The 16,588-nt window shown below is 47.5% G+C and carries 13 protein-coding genes and 1 tRNA gene; 2 read left to right on the forward strand and 12 right to left on the reverse strand.

The genetic code is table 11. The annotated features are described in order from the left end of the window. Positions 1-13: 13 nt before the first annotated feature. Positions 14-1,525 carry an acetyl-CoA carboxylase biotin carboxylase subunit gene (gene accC, locus J3P34_RS12345; RefSeq protein WP_210488991.1) on the forward strand — a complete coding sequence of 504 codons (1,512 nt, stop codon included), beginning with the start codon at positions 14-16 and terminating at the stop codon, positions 1,523-1,525. 369 nt (positions 1,526-1,894) lie between these two features. Here accC and bshB1 read toward each other — a convergent pair whose 3' ends face one another. From bshB1 to J3P34_RS12385, 8 genes are all read right to left on the reverse strand, one after another. Then, positions 1,895-2,623, reverse strand: a complete 729-nt coding sequence (bshB1, locus tag J3P34_RS12350) for a bacillithiol biosynthesis deacetylase BshB1 (RefSeq protein ID WP_210488992.1) — start codon at positions 2,621-2,623, stop codon at positions 1,895-1,897. Positions 2,624-2,631: 8 nt separating this feature from the next. Continuing rightward, positions 2,632-3,552 (reverse strand): peptidoglycan DD-metalloendopeptidase family protein, encoded by a 921-nt coding sequence (locus tag J3P34_RS12355; protein ID WP_345890361.1) that lies wholly within the window; start codon positions 3,550-3,552, stop codon positions 2,632-2,634. Between the two features lie 236 nt (positions 3,553-3,788). Beyond that, entirely contained in the window at positions 3,789-4,733 is a 945-nt protein-coding gene (trxB, locus tag J3P34_RS12360) for a thioredoxin-disulfide reductase (RefSeq protein WP_210464974.1), read from the reverse strand. 357 nt (positions 4,734-5,090) lie between these two features. Next, positions 5,091-5,954: a sigma-70 family RNA polymerase sigma factor gene (locus tag J3P34_RS12365; RefSeq protein WP_048920485.1), complete on the reverse strand. Its 864-nt coding sequence runs from the start codon at positions 5,952-5,954 to the stop codon at positions 5,091-5,093. 201 nt (positions 5,955-6,155) lie between these two features. Continuing rightward, positions 6,156-8,306 (reverse strand): polyribonucleotide nucleotidyltransferase, encoded by a 2,151-nt coding sequence (gene pnp / locus J3P34_RS12370; RefSeq protein ID WP_210488993.1) that lies wholly within the window; start codon positions 8,304-8,306, stop codon positions 6,156-6,158. A 141-nt stretch (positions 8,307-8,447) separates the two neighbouring features. After that, positions 8,448-8,723 (reverse strand): 30S ribosomal protein S15, encoded by a 276-nt coding sequence (gene rpsO, locus J3P34_RS12375; protein WP_062545232.1) that lies wholly within the window; start codon positions 8,721-8,723, stop codon positions 8,448-8,450. A gap of 111 nt (positions 8,724-8,834) precedes the next feature. Next, on the reverse strand, positions 8,835-10,247 hold the full coding sequence (locus J3P34_RS12380; protein WP_210488994.1) for an LptF/LptG family permease: 1,413 nt from the start codon (positions 10,245-10,247) through the stop codon (positions 8,835-8,837). A gap of 93 nt (positions 10,248-10,340) precedes the next feature. Beyond that, complete coding sequence (locus tag J3P34_RS12385) at positions 10,341-10,736, reverse strand: START-like domain-containing protein (protein WP_210464977.1); 396 nt, start codon at positions 10,734-10,736, stop codon at positions 10,341-10,343. Between the two features lie 135 nt (positions 10,737-10,871). On the opposite strand from J3P34_RS12385, the gene J3P34_RS12390 reads away from it, so the two are divergent. Next, positions 10,872-10,945, forward strand: a tRNA-Met gene (locus J3P34_RS12390). A gap of 890 nt (positions 10,946-11,835) precedes the next feature. On the opposite strand, the gene J3P34_RS22380 is transcribed toward J3P34_RS12390, so the two are convergent. The 4 genes from J3P34_RS22380 to infC form a co-directional block, all read right to left on the reverse strand. Further along, positions 11,836-14,271, reverse strand: a complete 2,436-nt coding sequence (locus J3P34_RS22380; RefSeq protein WP_210488995.1) for a carbohydrate-binding protein — start codon at positions 14,269-14,271, stop codon at positions 11,836-11,838. Positions 14,272-15,323: 1,052 nt separating this feature from the next. Next, positions 15,324-15,668: a 50S ribosomal protein L20 gene (rplT, locus tag J3P34_RS12400; RefSeq protein WP_149091147.1), complete on the reverse strand. Its 345-nt coding sequence runs from the start codon at positions 15,666-15,668 to the stop codon at positions 15,324-15,326. Between the two features lie 84 nt (positions 15,669-15,752). Beyond that, the gene (gene rpmI, locus J3P34_RS12405; protein WP_066622245.1) at positions 15,753-15,947 is read right to left on the reverse strand and encodes a 50S ribosomal protein L35; all 195 of its coding nucleotides are present in this window, start codon (positions 15,945-15,947) and stop codon (positions 15,753-15,755) included. Positions 15,948-15,971: 24 nt separating this feature from the next. Beyond that, on the reverse strand, positions 15,972-16,502 hold the full coding sequence (gene infC, locus J3P34_RS12410; protein ID WP_223808873.1) for a translation initiation factor IF-3: 531 nt from the start codon (positions 16,500-16,502) through the stop codon (positions 15,972-15,974). Between the last annotated feature and the right edge of the window lie 86 nt (positions 16,503-16,588).

Genomic DNA, 16,588 nt, shown 5'->3' on the forward strand with positions numbered 1-16,588 from the left:
TCTACTTGCCTACATGAAGAAAATTGAAAAGCTGCTGGTAGCCAACCGCGGAGAAATAGCCTTGAGAGTAATGCGCTCAGCCCGCGAGATGGGCATTAAAACCGTGGCCATTTATTCTGAGGCCGACCGCCAGGCCCTGCACGTGCGTTTCGCGGATGAGGCTGTCTGCGTGGGTCCGCCCGCCTCCAGCGCTTCCTACCTGCGGGCCGATGTGATCATAGACGTTTGCAAGCGCCTGGGTGTAGACGCCATCCACCCTGGCTACGGCTTCCTTTCTGAGAATGCCACTTTCGCGCAGCAGGTCCAGGATGCCGGAATTACCTTCATCGGGCCCTCTCCCGAGGCTATTGAACTCATGGGCAGCAAGCTAGCCGCCAAAGCCGCCGTGGCCCATTACAACATCCCCATGGTGCCCGGCACCGAGTATGCCATCACCGATATTGAGGAAGCGAAGCAAATTGCCACCAACATAGGGTTTCCAATCTTGATCAAAGCCAGTGCCGGAGGGGGCGGAAAAGGCATGCGCGTGGTAGAAAGCGTTTCTGACTTTGAGCAGCAGATGCAACTTGCGGTTAGCGAAGCCACCTCAGCCTTCGGAAATGGAGCCGTTTTCATAGAGAAATATATCGGGTCGCCGCGTCACATTGAGATTCAGGTCTTGGGTGATACCCACGGTAATATTGTGCACATGTTTGAGCGCGAGTGCTCCATCCAGCGCCGTCACCAGAAAGTAATTGAGGAAGCACCTTCCTCGGTTCTCACCCCAGAGCTGCGGTCCGCCATGGGCCGTTGCGCTGTGGACGTGGCCAAAGCCTGTGATTATGTGGGCGCCGGTACCGTAGAGTTCCTGCTGGACGAGCACAAGAACTTCTTCTTCCTGGAAATGAACACCCGTCTACAGGTAGAGCACCCGGTAACAGAACAGATAACCGGACTGGACCTGGTAAAGGAGCAGATCAAGATTGCCCAGGGTGCGCCCCTTCCCTTTTCCCAGGAAGACCTTACCATCACTGGCCACGCCATGGAACTACGCGTATACGCCGAAGATCCGGCCAACAACTTCCTCCCAGACATAGGAACCCTCACCACCTACAAACGGCCCCAGGGCTTAGGCGTGCGCGTGGACGATGGTTTTGAGGAAGGTATGGAGATTCCCATCTACTATGACCCAATGATCGCCAAGCTGGTCACCTTTGGCAAGGACCGCCAGGAAGCCATTGAAAAAATGATCAGAGCCATTGATGAATACCAGATCACCGGAATTGAAACCACGTTGCCCTTCGGGAGATTTGTGATGGAGCATGAGGCTTTCCGGTCCGGAGACTTTGACACCAAGTTCATTGAGCGCTATTTCCAAGACCCATCTGTGTTGAAACCGGCTCCTTCCCAGGACGAAGCTGAAGTAGCCGCCGTATTGGCCGCCCTTTTCGCAGGACAAACCAAAAAAGCGAATACTTCAGGTATTTCAACCTCAACCTCAAACAACGGAACCATGTCTGACTGGCGGAAGAACCGCTTGAAGTAGCCTACGTTATTGCAAACTGAAGCCCTGCGTTTAAAGCCTATTTTCTCAAAGTAGGCTTTAAACGCAGGGCTTTGTTATTGTGGTTATAAAAGGATGTACGAGAGTTTTGCGTAGAGTTAGCGGCAGCGCTCTACGCACTAGTGGACAGCCAATCTCCTGATTGGCGAATTGGGAAAGCAATTGGCACAGACGCTCGCAAGTAATCCAAACTCTACGAGGCCTTTGGAGCAAGCGGTATTGCGAAGGGTAAAGACTTTAAATCCAGGTTAAAACAAGAAAACAAACTTGTAAAACCAATGGGCCCCTTTTAAGCCCGTTTTTAAGAAAACAGGCTTAAAAGGGACTCCTTGGTTTTACTATCTATTTGGTTTAAATCAAATCAAAGAGGTTCTTTACTCCTATGAACCGCTCCCTGGTGAAACCTTCGCCGTAGGTGGTCCCGATGGCATGGCCTAACTCCAAGGCGCGGGCTTCTATGAAGCGCAGGAACTCAGGAGAGGAAATGTAGGTGGCAGGTTCGTCGTTGTTGGGGCTGTCCTGGGTGAAGAACTGGGTTTTAAAAGCCCTGATAGCCTCTACCTTCTTCTCCCAGTACGGCGTAATGTCCACCACCAGATCAGGCGAGATGAACCGGTCCTGAATGTAGTGGTAGACGGCTTTGGGGCGCCAGGCCTGTTGCTCTTCACCGTTCTCATCCTGCGTTTTGATCCGCCGTAGACCAGAATAGAAACAAGCTTCAGAGACCAAATGACTGCCACGTCCGTGATCAGGGTGGCGGTCATGGATAGCATTCATGAGCACGATCTCGGGCTGGTATTTCCTTACTGCCTGAATCACTTTGCGCTGGTGTTCCTCATCGTTCCGGAAAAAACCATCGGCTAAACCCAGGTTCTCCCGGGCATCCAGGTCCAGGATTCTGGCCGAATCAGCAGCTTCCTGGGCGCGGATCTCGGGGGTTCCACGGGTGCCCAGTTCTCCGCGGGTAAGGTCCACCACTCCTACTTTCTTGCCTTGGGCTTTATGGGCCAGCAGGGTTCCAACGCAACCTAGTTCGGCATCGTCTGGGTGAGAGGCAAATGCCAGTATGTCAAGCTTCATGGAGTATCTTATTTGATGCGGAGATTACGGCCCGGCCGAAGGGTTGTTCTGCTGCTGATGTGGTTGAGGCGCGTAATCTGCGATACGGTTACCCCGTATTTACGGGCAATGGTTCCCAGCACCTCACCGCTTCTCACTTTGTGGTACACCACTTTTCTGGCCCGGCTTGCCCCGTAAGAAGATTTCTTTTTTGCGCGGTTGTAGTAGTTGAAGAGTGCTGAGGTCACCTTAAAGTTCTCGCCTTTCAAGAGGTACTCAGGAAAATCATACATCTCTTCGGGGTCAATGGGGTTTCCTTCGTAGCGAACCTCGTAATGCAAGTGCGGTCCCGAGCTGCGTCCGGTGCTTCCGCCCCAGCCGATCAGCTGGCCTGCTTTCACGTACTGCCCTACTTTGGCGATGGGTTTGCTCAAGTGTCCGTACACTGTTTCCAGTCCATTGACGTGTCGCACCACCAGGTAATTCCCGTAGCCACCGCCGTCCCATTTAGAGATGCGGACCACCCCGTCAAAAGCCGTCTTCACCGAGTCGCCGGTATCCAGGTCCAGGTCAGTGCCGTAATGCCAGCGGTAGCCCCTGAACCCGAAATCTGACGTCACCGGGGTTTTCACCAGCGGCATCTTGTACGGGTGCTTCTTGTCATAAAGGGTAAGCGCGATGGTGTCCTGAATCTGGCGACCGTCTTTGCGGTAAGGGTTCAGGTTATGGGTGTCCCAGATAGCGTAATAGGCCGCAATCTTGACCCAGGCACTATCATCCATCTGAATTTGCTCAGACATCTCCACAATGCTCTGCTCGCCCAGGTTCAGGGAACTGGTGTCTTCGCTGACGATGGAAAGTTTCTTAACCGGATTGAATTCTGACCGGTTGGGTTTGTCTTTGTCCTGCTGGGTCTCCTGCTTCACCTCCACCTGCGTTTCAGGCTTCACGGGTTTGATCCGGGGAGACTTCCTCCTGAACAAGTCTTTATTGGTTCTTTTCCTCTGCGCCTCGGCCACATGTCCGGTAAGGACAAAGCCCGTCAGCAGCAGAAGTAAAAGTAGCTTCCTTATAAACATTTAATCCTATTAATCACCAGAGCTGAACTTTCTCAGGTCCGGCTTTAAAACTGAACAAGCCCCTATTTTATTGCTTTGGCAACACATAGCGGCTTGTTCTCCTTTATTTAATACTCCTCCAAAGAGGCCAGGTATCGTTCGGCGTCCAGGGCGGCCATACATCCGGTTCCGGCGGCGGTCACCGCCTGGCGGTACACGTTGTCCTGCACATCGCCGCAGGCAAACACCCCGTCAATGTTGGTCTTGGACGTGCCCGGAATAGTCTTAAGGTAACCGCTCTCATCATGTTCCAGGTAAGGCTGGAAGATTTTAGAGTTGGGCTCATGCCCGATGGCCACAAAGAAGCCGCTCACCTTCAGTTCCGTGATCTCACCGGTCACCGTGTTTTTAAGGCGAGCACCCTCTACCGCATGTTCCCCAAGGATTTCCTCGGTCACGCTGTTCCAGATGATCTCAATATTAGGCGTGTGTTTCACCCGGTTCTGCATTATGATGGAAGCTTTCATCTCATCGCGACGTACAATCATGTACACCTTGGAGCAGAGGTTAGAAAGGTAATGTGCTTCCTCGCAGGCGGTATCTCCAGCACCTACAATGGCCACTTCCTGACCACGGTAAAAGAACCCGTCACAAACCGCGCAAGCAGAAACGCCGCTGCCATTCAGCCTTGACTCAGACTCCAGGCCCAGCCACTTAGCCGAGGCGCCAGTGGCGATGATCACAGTGTCTGCCTCTATTTCTTTCTGATCGTCAATGGTCACTTTGTGGGGCTTTCCGGAGAAATCAACGGAAGTAGCGATGCCATAGCGGATATCGGCTCCGAAGCGGGCTGCCTGCTGACGGAAGTCTTCCATCATCTGCGGGCCGTTGATGCCCTCTGGGTAACCAGGATAATTTTCTACGTCGTTGGTAATGGTCAACTGACCACCAGGTTGCAAGCCCTGGTACATAACCGGTTTAAGACCGGCCCGTGAGGCGTAAATAGCGGCGGTATATCCGGCCGGGCCGGAACCTATAATCAGACACTTTACGCGCTCCTTTTGGTTTTCCATATCAGGTAATAATTTGGGAGTGCAATATTACGAATTATTTTAAAGACACCGGCAGATGAGCCGGTACCCTCTGGGGCTAGTAAAGAAGTGATTCGGCGTAAATATTTCATTATCAAGCCTAAAACACATTTCATCTGCCATTTGGGCCTTTAGAATAGAACAAATTGTAGGCAAGAACAATTCTTGCCTGTCAAAACATTCTTTAGACAGGTAGCTTAGCCTAAGGTTTAACCCAGTCAGTTTAGATGTACTTTTTACAAAACAGGCATAAAACTGCAATGTTGGAATTCTGCAGCCTGTAAAAGCAAAAAGCCTTGGTCCGGTGAGAACCAAGGCTTTGGAGATGTTTTCACTAAACTATCCCAAGTAAGGTTTAAGGGCCTTGCTGCGGGATGTGTGACGTAAACGACGGATGGCTTTCTCTTTAATCTGACGCACACGCTCACGGGTCAGGTTGAATTTCTCACCAATCTCTTCCAGGGTAAGGGAGTGCTCACCGTTCAACCCGAAGTAAAGCGTGATTACGTCTGCTTCACGTTTGGTCAAGGTTGACAGGGCCCGCTGTACCTCTTTACGAAGGGAGTCGTTCATGAGGCCGGTGTCCGGAGACTCTTCGTCTTCGTTTTCCAGTACGTCCAATAAGCGGTTTTCCTCACCTTGTACGAAAGGGGCATCCACAGACACGTGGCGGCCGGAGATCTTCAAGGTATCCACTACCTCAGCGGTAGTCAGTTCCAGTACTTCGGCAATTTCTTCCGGAGACGGCTCACGCTCAAACTTCTGCTCCAGTTCTGAGAAAGACTTGGAGATTTTATTCAAAGAACCAACACGGTTCAAAGGAAGACGCACAATTCTTGACTGCTCAGCCAAAGCCTGCAGAATAGATTGACGGATCCACCAAACGGCGTAGGAGATGAATTTGAAACCACGGGTTTCATCAAAACGTTTTGCTGCTTTGATCAAGCCTAAGTTGCCTTCGTTGATCAAGTCACCCAGGGAAAGCCCCTGGTTCTGGTATTGCTTTGCCACCGACACCACGAAGCGAAGGTTAGCCTTGGTTAATTTCTCGAGGGCGAACTGGTCGCCTTCTCTGATGCGCTGCGCAAGCGTTACCTCCTCGTCTGGGGTGAGCAAGTCCACCTTACCAATCTCCTGCAGGTACTTGTCTAGGGATTGGCTTTCGCGGTTGGTAATCTGCTTGCTTATTTTCAGCTGTCTCATTGGAGTGTATTTCTATCTGTGTAAATCTCTGTATTGGTTGGCTGCTGGGATAACACCTCCCTAGGCTCCAAAAGTTCTCTTAAATCCAAAACACCTGCTAACTCTCCTATTTTAAAGCCGATTTAAATTAATCAGCCCTAAAACCCGGCCCTGCATGTTCAATTTTTGAACGTGCTGAACCGGGTTGTAAGAAGCTAGTGCTTAGGCTTTTTTAGGAGCAGACTCCTGGCGCTCAGGTTTGGGCAACAAGGCTTTGCGAGAAAGTTTGAATTTGCCGGTCTTAGGATCGATGTCAACCAGTTTCACCTGGATTTCCTCGCCTAATTCCAACACACCTTCCATGCTTTCCAAACGCTCCCACTTCACCTCAGAGATGTGCAGCAGACCGTCTTTGCCTGGCATGAACTCCACAAACGCGCCGTATGGCTGGATAGATTTCACTTTACCGGTGTAGGTGTCGCCCACTTCCGGAACGGCAACAATTGCTTTGATTTTAGAGACTGCCAACTGCATGGCATCCTGGTTCGTGGCGAACACGTTCACATAGCCTTTGTCGTTTTTCTCTTCAATCTGGATAACCGCACCAGAATCGCGCTGGATCTGCTGGATTACTTTACCACCCGGTCCAATGATAGCCCCGATGAATTCTTTGTCAATAATAATATTGGTAGAACGTGGTGTATGTGGTTTGAAGTCGGCGTTAGGCTGCGCGATGGTTTTGTTCATCTCGCCCAAGATATGCAGACGACCGTTTCTGGCTTGTGCCAAGGCCTGGCCCAGGATCTCAAAAGAAAGACCTTTCACTTTGATGTCCATCTGGCAAGCAGTGATACCTTTGGCAGTTCCGGTCACTTTGAAGTCCATGTCACCCAGGTGATCTTCGTCACCCAGGATGTCAGAAAGAACGGCAAAGTTGCCAGACTCCTCGTCCATGATCAAGCCCATGGCAATACCTGAAACCGGGGCAGAGATCTGGATACCGGCATCCATCAACGCTAAAGTACCGGCGCAAACAGTAGCCATAGAAGAAGAACCGTTTGACTCCAAGATATCAGACACGATACGGATGGTGTATGGGTTTTCGTCTTCCGGTGGCAATACCTTTTTCAAGGAACGCATGGCCAGGTTTCCGTGACCCACCTCACGACGGCCAGTACCACGCATCGGTTTGGCCTCACCGGTAGAGAACGGCGGGAAGTTATAGTGCAACATGAATTTGTTGTAGCCAGAGAACATGGCTCCATCAATCATCTGCTCATCTAATTTAGTACCTAAGGTAACGGTGGTCAAAGATTGGGTCTCACCGCGGGTGAAGATGGCAGAACCGTGCGCAGATGGCAGGTAGTTTACTTCAGACCAGATAGGACGAATTTCTTCCAGAGAACGGCCATCCAGACGACGACGCTCTTTCAATACGGCGTCACGGACTGCTTCTTTCTCAGCATCATGAAAATATTTGCTGATCAAAGCAGGGTCATAGGTATGGTCTTCTGGTAATCCAGCAACAAACTCCTCTTTGATGGCTTTGAACGCTTCTTTGCGTTGGGCTTTCACGTTGTTACCAGCGGCGGCAACAGCGTACGCTTTGTCGTAAGCAGCTTTGAAGATCAGTTCTTTTAGTTCTTCGTCATTGGTTTCATGGCTGTATTCGCGCTTGGTGGTGTTACCAACTTCCTGCGCTAATTCTACCTGAGCCTGCACCTGAATCTTGATGGCGTCATGCGCTACTCTGATGGCATCCAGCATGTCTTCTTCAGACACCTCGCTCATCTCACCTTCCACCATGGCTACGCTGTCAGCAGATCCACCTACAATCAGGTCGATATCAGCGCGCTTCAGGTCAGAAAGCAAAGGGTTAATTTGGTATTCACCGTCAATGCGGGCCACCCGCACTTCAGAGATAGGTCCATTGAATGGAATATCAGAAACGGAGATAGCGGCAGAAGCGGCCAATGCAGCCAGGGCATCTGGCAACACCTCAGAATCAGCAGAGATCAGGTTGATGATCACCTGGGTCTCGGAATGATAATCGTCTGGGAACATAGGCCGCAGGATACGGTCTACCAAACGGCTGATCAATACTTCATAATCAGAAAGACGGGCTTCTCTTTTAAGGAAACCACCAGGGATTTTACCGGAAGAAGCGAATTTCTCCTGGTAATCTACAGACAAAGGAAGGAAATCAACTCCTTCCCGGGCACCAACATTAGATACCACTGTTGCCAGCAGCATAGCATTTCCGCATCTTACCACAACAGAACCGTCTGCCTGTTTGGCAAGCTTACCAGTCTCAATAGTTATGTCACGGCCATTGGCCATGCGGATAGTTTTATTTATAGCGTTATATGACATCGGTCTTGATATAAATGCAATCAAAGTAAAATGCACCCACAGGCAGACAGCCCAGGGCGCTAAGAGCAAGAAGGGAAAGCAGAGGCAATAAAAAAGATTAGGGAATCCTTATTAATGAATTCCCTAATCTTTCTATGTGGATTATTTACGAATGCCTAATTCAGCGATAATAGCGCGGTAGCGCGTAATGTCGGTTTTAGTGAGGTAATTCAGTAATCTTCTTCTCTTACCAACCAGTTTCAAAAGACCCAAACGAGTGGAGAAGTCTTTTTTGTTCGACTTAAGGTGTTCTGTCAGGTGATTAATCCTGGCAGTAAACAAGGCGATTTGTGATTCAGCAGAACCGGTGTCGGTGGCTGACTTTGAAAAACCGCTGGTTTGGAAGATTTCTTTTTTCGCTTCGGTAGTTAATTTCATTGCGTGTAACTGTACTTTTCTTTTTATCGCAGTTCAGATTATAAGGCGCAAAGTTAGTAAACAAACCCTTATATTCAAATATTTCATTGTAATAAAGAGCGGTTATTTCTTTTACTGCGCGCTGTTGGGCCTAAATCTGGCAGTTAGCTTGCGCCAGAAATCAAATTCCAACAGGTTAGAGTCGTTACGGGCCTGGTAGAGGAAAAAGAGCCCGATGGGCAGCAAGATTAGATTTGCGGCCCACATTCCCACCATTACCGGCCAAACACCTTCTCGTCCCCACTTCTCCCCCAAAATACTAAGTACGTAATACACAATAAAAAAGGCGATGGAAATGATCACCGGCATGCCTAATCCACCCTTCCGGATAATGGCCCCCAGTGGCGCCCCTATGAGGAACATGATAAAACAGGCGAAGGCTTGGGTGAATTTGCGGTAAATCTCAATCTCGTAGTTGTTGCGCTCCCGCTGGATGGTGGTGAGCCTGGAGGCGTACGAGCTGGTGAAGCTTTTCACGTTACGGGCCGAGTTGGCCGCCGTCTGCACATCCTGCAGCGTAATCTTGGGAGAGAGTCTTTTGGGGTCTACCTTGATCTTGAGCGTATCGGTGGCTTTTACAGTGCTGAAGTGCGAGTAAAAAGGCCTGACATTGGGCTCCAACAGGGTGGTTTCTTTGGTAATCTGTTTCTGCAGTGAGTCTGTTACCTGAGTAAGCTGATTGATGTTCTTCATCATCTTGTTATCCGCGAACCACTGCGCATTGCTCCTGATCATCTGGAAGGAGGCCAGGTTCACCACAATCTTGTTCTTGGTGAAAGCCTGCCGCAGATAGCCCGTGCTCTGGCTGAACCCAGTAGAACTGCTGGGGCGCTCTTCCGCGAAGGTTTTGCCATGGAACATTTCCAGCACCAGATATTGGTCATTGAACTGGGTGTACATTTTGCCTGAATCGGCGAGCATGACCACAGCATTCCCTTGCCCATTGGAGTGGTCATAGATCATGATGTCTTTGAGAGTCTGACCATCCTCAAACTTCTTCCCTACCCTGATACTGCGGTTAGGCAGCCCATTGTAGAAAGAGCCTTCTTTGAGGTCAAGGGAGGGTTTTTTCTGCCGTATGTCCCACATGAGGCTATAAGCCTTAAGGTTAGCCTTGGGCACGATGGTGTTGTGGAAGAAAAAGGCGGCAATGGTGAGCAGCACCGCAAACAGGAAAACCGGCCGAAGGGTCCGGACCAGCGAGATGCCCGAAGTTTTAATGGCCGTTAGTTCATGGTGCTCGCCCAAATTCCCGAAGGTCATAAGGGACGAGAGCAGAATGGCCAACGGAAAAGCCATGGGCGCCAGGTTAAGGCTGAAGTAAAACAACAGCTCTGAAATCACGGCTACCCCTAAATCCTTCCCGATGAGGTCATCCAGGTATTTGAGGATTACCTGCAACAACAGAATGAACTCTACAACGGCAAAGGTGAGAACAAAAGGCCCAATAAAGGACTTAAGAATAAGCTTATCTAATTTTTTCATGTAGTGTTACCGCTTCCTTCAGCACAGGCCGTGGGTTTTGAGCCCGCTTTCAGGAAAAGTGGCCCAATTTACAAAAAGCGGCGGAAAGGCCTGCTATCCTCCTATCAACTCCCGCAAGGTCAACACCTGGTTATCCCAAAGCTCAGTGAGTTGCTCCACGTCTCCCACGTCTGTGTAATCTACAACGCGCAAAAACTGTTCCTGCGTCAGTTCACCAGATTCAATTGAGAAATCAATGTAACTGTAGTCATGGGAAGTACCTTTGTTTGTGCCCGGGAAGGTGAATCTCACAGACTTGTTCATCCGGTGGCTCGTCATTTCCGCAATATGGTCCTGGTTATCCCAAACCAGGTTGTATTTGCGGTCCCCTATCTGTTTGGCAGCATCACACAACCACTGAGACAAACCAGACGCCGTGCTCAGGTAAGGGTACAGCATCTTAGGCGATGCATTCAGAGAGTACTCTCTAATGAACTTTATCTTACTCATAGGACAATAAAGTTAAAAGTGTGTTAGGGTGTAGTTTAAGGTGGGGCGGATATGCTTCTTCAATTAAAAGAAAATTTTTTATACAAAAAAACTTGTGCGGTTATAAATCTTTCTCCTACATTTGCACCACAATTCGGCGGGGTAGCTCAGATGGTTAGAGCGCAGGATTCATAACCCTGAGGTCGGCAGTTCGATTCTGCTCCCCGCTACAAGTTTAAAACCAAATTACCAAAAAGCCTTCAAACCAGCAGTTTGAAGGCTTTTTGCTTTACTTTCCCTATCTAACCTGCTCTGCTGCCCAGGTTTGCCAAAGAACAGCCTACACGTTCTCAAAAGTAATTTGTAAGAATTCATTTCAGAATAATAAGCAGAATCATGCATAGGCAGAATCGAACATTAATTCTAGCCTGTCCAACATTGATTTAGAAATATGCAAGTCTTTAACCAAGTTATGAATTGCTTATTGTTGACTTCTTATAAGAATAAGGAGTTAACTCATTGCATAAAATGAAAATAGGTAAATAAGGTATATTTTGAAAAGTAGCTTAATTTCTTTTAGCTTAATATTTGAGGTAGATCCCCCATCTTCATTCAATTTTAATTGAATGAAAAAACATTCAATTTACAACTTGAATGCCAATCACATGGTCATTCGCAGAGTTTAAGCCCGTATTAAAAACAATTCAATTAAAGGTCATTATAATTTTCGATTTATCTATAAGGCACTAGACAATAGACCATAATATTAGTTTACTTTATAATCTTCTTAAGGTTAAAAATCTTAATAAAAGTAAAATCTAAAAAGGAAAGAACATGGTTATTTAGGCATCTTAATTGAATTAGCCCAAGCTACTCTCTATACTCTTCTCCCAGTTGAGCGATACTATCATCCACTCTTTTAAAATTTTGTAGATGTTGTTAGAAGAACAAGTAGCTAAAGCTCATTACCATATCATACATAGATAAGGACTCTAAATTGAACCATCTTTAAACAACAAAAAAGGCCGGGGCAATAGCTCCGGCCTTTTTCTATTAGTGTATTATAGTTTTAAGTGCGTTTTACTCAAAGGAGGTTTAAAGCGCTTCTTTAAACGAAAGATTACTGCTTGATCACCTTTTTAATTTCGTTTACCCCGTTTCCTCTAAGGCGGATGAAGTACAGACCGCTGGTTAAATTCTCCAGGGATACAGTTTGGGTGATTTCCTCAGTTCCTTTGGTAATAGACATTTGCTTGATGGTTCTTCCGGCCGTATCAATCAAATCTATTTGCACAGTTCCTTCTACTTGTGAACCTACCCGTACCTGAACTCTGTCAATGGTTGGGTTAGGAAACACTGACCAGGTCTGGGTAAAGGCATTCTCGTTCAAAGAAGCAAGACCTCCGTCTGAGATAGTAGATGCCTGGGTAGTAGAACCAGATCCGCCGAGTTCAATCCAGTTGAAGTTCCATCCAGCCTTTTTCACGTAGATTTGGATAGTCTGGGTTCCTGCTGCCAGAGCAACCTGGGTGGAGGTGGTTTTCCAGGTCTGCCAGCCTCCGGTAGGAGCCACGTCAACAGTCTTCAAAACGGTTCCGCTGCTGTTTCTAATCTCAAACTGACCAGCGCCCGTACCGGCGGTCCTAAAACTCATATTGTAAATTCCTGCGGTACTTACCGTCACGCTGTACTTCATCCAATCTCCGGCGTCAATTCTTCCTACGTCATACCCACCGCCCGTGTCTTTGCAACCTTCTACATAAACACCGCTCATGCTGGAGTATTTTTCGGCTTCAATTCTGATGGTTGGGATAGAAATAGAGTTGATAGGGGTTGAAGTGGAGGAAGTTACTGTGAAGCTCTGGCTTACTGGGGTAGCCGAGCTATAGGAGGTATTCCCACCCTGCAAGGCTTGTACCGTTACCGTACCAGTACCGGTTAAAGTCAGGGTGGTACCGCTTAAGGTAGCCGGACCAGAAACCACTTTGAAACTCACGGTTAGCCCAGAAGAGGCAGTTGCCTGCAGGGAAAAAGGAACCGTACCAAATACTTTAGACCCTATAGCTGGGAATGTAATGGTTTGTGTCTTCAACCCTGTGGAAGTACCGGAGATGCCCTTGAAGAAAGATGGCGTGGTATTTAAGGTTAGCCCGGTAGAGGCTTGCTGGATAAACTTACCAGTTGCGTAAAAATCCCACTCGTAACGGTCTACTTTGGAAATATTCAAACCTGCCGGGAAAGAGTAAGGCTGGGTGTAAGTCTCGGTTTTGTCATTAGGGTTTTTGGCCCAAAGAACATACACGTATTCCCCATTCTTCACAAATGCCCCGCCTTCTACCGAGGCAGGTAAATTCAGAGCAGCAGTACGGCCTGCGTCATAGGTATAATCTCTAATGAGCAAAGAGGTGGTCTTAAAACCTTTTCCTACCGGAGCCAGCTTTTCATATCCATAGGCATCTCTGGAAAGGTTTTCGTAAAGGCCCATCAGTTTATAATCGCTTGTGATGCTTGTTCCGGCGGCCGGAGCATTCATGGCTTCTCCTACCCCGTAAATCTGAATCTGCTTGATTCCGTTCTTCTGCGCCAACACCATGGCCTTGATACCGAAATTACGCTGCATGTCATCAGAGCCGTAGCGCCAGTCAATGGTCCGGCGATTAATATTGGTCTCCGTTACTATGAAATGCTTCTTGGGGTAGGTAGATCCGTTATAGCCGTATTTTACTAAAACGGCCTCTAACCAGTTTTTATGGGTGATTACCTGGGCGGCCGCGTAGTCAGAGTTGTGCAGGTACACAAAGCCTCCAACATTGCTATCCCATTTACGGAGGTTATGAGCGGGATATACGTGGTAGCTCACCATGTCAAAATAAGCTCCTCCTTTATGAGGGTACTGGCTAGACACCGCACCGCCATTAGGGTTATCGGTGTAGCGCAACATGGCATCCAGGAACTCAGGGTATCCAATACCACCTGGGGTCACGAAATCATCTGGGTTGTATTTCTTCACCACTTCCCAGGTAATGCGTAGCATCCGGAGGTAGTTAAAGAAAGGAGCCCTGAAGTTTGACATCTCATTAGGCAAAGGAGCGCGGGTAAGCCAGTTAGACCGGGTGGCAGAACCTAAGTCTGGCTCATTCACTACTTCCCAGTTCTTTACGTAGGGTCCGTAGGTCTGAACCAGCTTGTATACGTAATTGGCGTAGTAGTTATTGGAGTTTACAGTACCATCTGAATTCCAGATGGGCTCATAAAGATTCTTGAAGGACTTAGAGGAATAGGTACAGCCCGGATAGGTAGTGAGATCGCGGTGGGCTTCTGAAGGACCTTCCAGGAAAACGGTCACATCCTTCATTCCTAAGTCAATGGCGTAATACTTGAATTCATTCAGGCGGATGGCGTATCCCCATCTCTCCACAAAACTTTCTGGCAACGTAGGACGAATGGAATTCCCCCCGGCTTTACTCACAATAGTAGCGAGGCTTTTGTCATTCCAGCCATTCCCAAAGACTCCCATATTAGCACCAAATCCGAAGGGAGCATTATAGGGTTTCACGCTTTCGTTAGCGGTGGGCTGCTGTGCAAATACTGAGAGAGAACTAATCCATAGACATAGAAAGAGCAGGGAGCGGTAAAGACCTAATTTCATTTTTCTAAGTTAAAGTTAATAAAGGGTCAGGTAGTTTGGGGCGGGGATAAGCAGCTGCTATATTTCAAAACTAATTTAAAACCTTTTTAAAACAAACCTCGTATAAAACTTTCTTAATATTAAATATCTACTATGTACCTAATTTAAAAGTAGATACATACCTTTTAACTACAAATAGTACAATTATAACCTAAATTAGGTAAGTTATTTGGCCGTTTAATGTGCATAAAAGCAGTTATTGTACATTAACAACAATTTAGTTGTACAAACTTTAAGAAAGGGTAATTAGACTAAATTTTGTATGGTTTTGGGGCTTCTTTTTAAGCGTTAGAATATTTTCTGGATGTGCTCAAATTCTTATTGAAAAAAAAATTTCTTCCAACAGACAATAATTAGAACTTTACCACTATTAGTTGAATGTCTATATTTTAATTAATCTATTAAAACGCTGAGTATAAATACGTTAAGGCGCAAGAATTTAAACCAAACGTGTAAAACAAACGTGGGAATTTTGATAAGCCACTTCCCTACCTTCAACCTTGATAAAAGCTTTTGAGCTGCCAAGCTCTTTTTCCTGCGGAAGTCACAGCTTTCGTCACAGGTCCTTGTTTTAAGCCTTCTCTTCTGCAATTGGAAGTTGGATAATTAGTTGTGCTGCAACCTGGACCTTTCATTTTCCCCTCTCCCATTCTCAGCTTAAGGGATAAGAGAAAGAACATGGAATCTGCAGGAGGTTGAATCTGATCTATCTGCTTCGGGAAGGCTTTTAATTTTTCAGGCTAAAAACAGCTGCTATGGACAAAGGCCTTGTAGACGTAGGGGATGAGTTAAGCCCCTAGTGAAGGGAAAGCATGGCTTAAGTAGCGAAAACTTTAAAGGGGCGTGAAGATGCCGGAAAGATAAGGCACAAAAAAAGCCCAGCGGAGGCTGGGCTTTTCAAAGGTTATGAGCAGGAAAGCTTATCTTACTTTCTCAACAATTCCGGTGAAAGCTTCTGGATGGTTCAAAGCTAAGTCAGCCAAAACTTTGCGGTTCAGGTTGATGTTGGCTTTTTTCAAACCGCCCATTAACTGGGAATAAGACAGGCCGTTGATACGGGCTGCAGCATTGATACGCTGGATCCAAAGAGCACGGAAGTCTCTTTTCTTCGCTTTTCTATCGCGGTAAGCATAAAGCAAACCTTTCTCAACCGCGTTTTTGGCTACTGTCCAAACGTTTTTTCTACGACCAAAGTAACCTTTGGCCATTTTCATGATTCTCTTTCTCTTGTGGCGGGCCGCCACGGTGTTGACCGATCTAGGCATTTCTACTTTTTTTTGGGGCTGGTGATCTCGGTTTAATTCTTAGTTACCAGTTCCCGATGAAACAATTGGAAAAATTGAATGTGGTTAAGACGCAAGCATTCTCAACACGTTGGCCTGGTCAGCTTCGCTCACTAAACCTGTGTGGGTCAGATTTCTCTTCTGCTTGGTGGTCTTTTTGGTCAGGATGTGGCTCTTGTAAGCGTGCTTCCGCTTCACTTTGCCAGTACCTGTCAGGGTGAATCGCTTCTTAGCCCCTGATTTGCTTTTCATCTTTGGCATTTGGGTGTATATAAAAGTGTACTGTTATTTTTTCACTTTTGGTCCCAGGAACAGAAACATCCGCTTCCCTTCCAGTTTAGGCAGTTGCTCTACTTTTGCTACGTCTTCCAGCGCCTGGGCAAATTTAAGCAAAAGAAGCTCACCGCGTTCTTTAAAGACAATTGTACGGCCTACAAAGTGCACGTACGCCTTCACTTTTGCACCTTCGCCTAAGAACTGACGGGCATGCTTCAGCTTGAACTCGAAATCGTGGTCATCGGTGTTAGGACCGAATCTGATTTCTTTCATCACCACCTTAGTGGTTTTGGCCTTCATCTCCCGCTGTTTCTTCTTTTGCTCGTACTTGAACTTAGAGTAATCAATAATACGGCAAACCGGCGGATCTGCTTTTGGAGAAATCTCCACCAAGTCCAGATTCTGTTCCGTTGCAAGACGGCGGGCTTGGTCTATGCTGTATACACCTGGCTCCACGTTCTCCCCCACTACCCGAACGTCACGGACGCCGGTGATGCGCTGATTGATACGATAAGGTTCTTCGACCTTGCCACGTGGCACGTAGCGTTTGTTATTCGTAGAAATAGTTTTACCTCCTAAAGTTTAAGGTTGTACAATCAGGGTGCGAATATCGCCTTTTTCCCTGT

The organism is Rufibacter aurantiacus (genome assembly GCF_017916345.1).
In the GTDB taxonomy this organism is placed as follows: Bacteria; Bacteroidota; Bacteroidia; order Cytophagales; family Hymenobacteraceae; genus Nibribacter; species Nibribacter roseolus.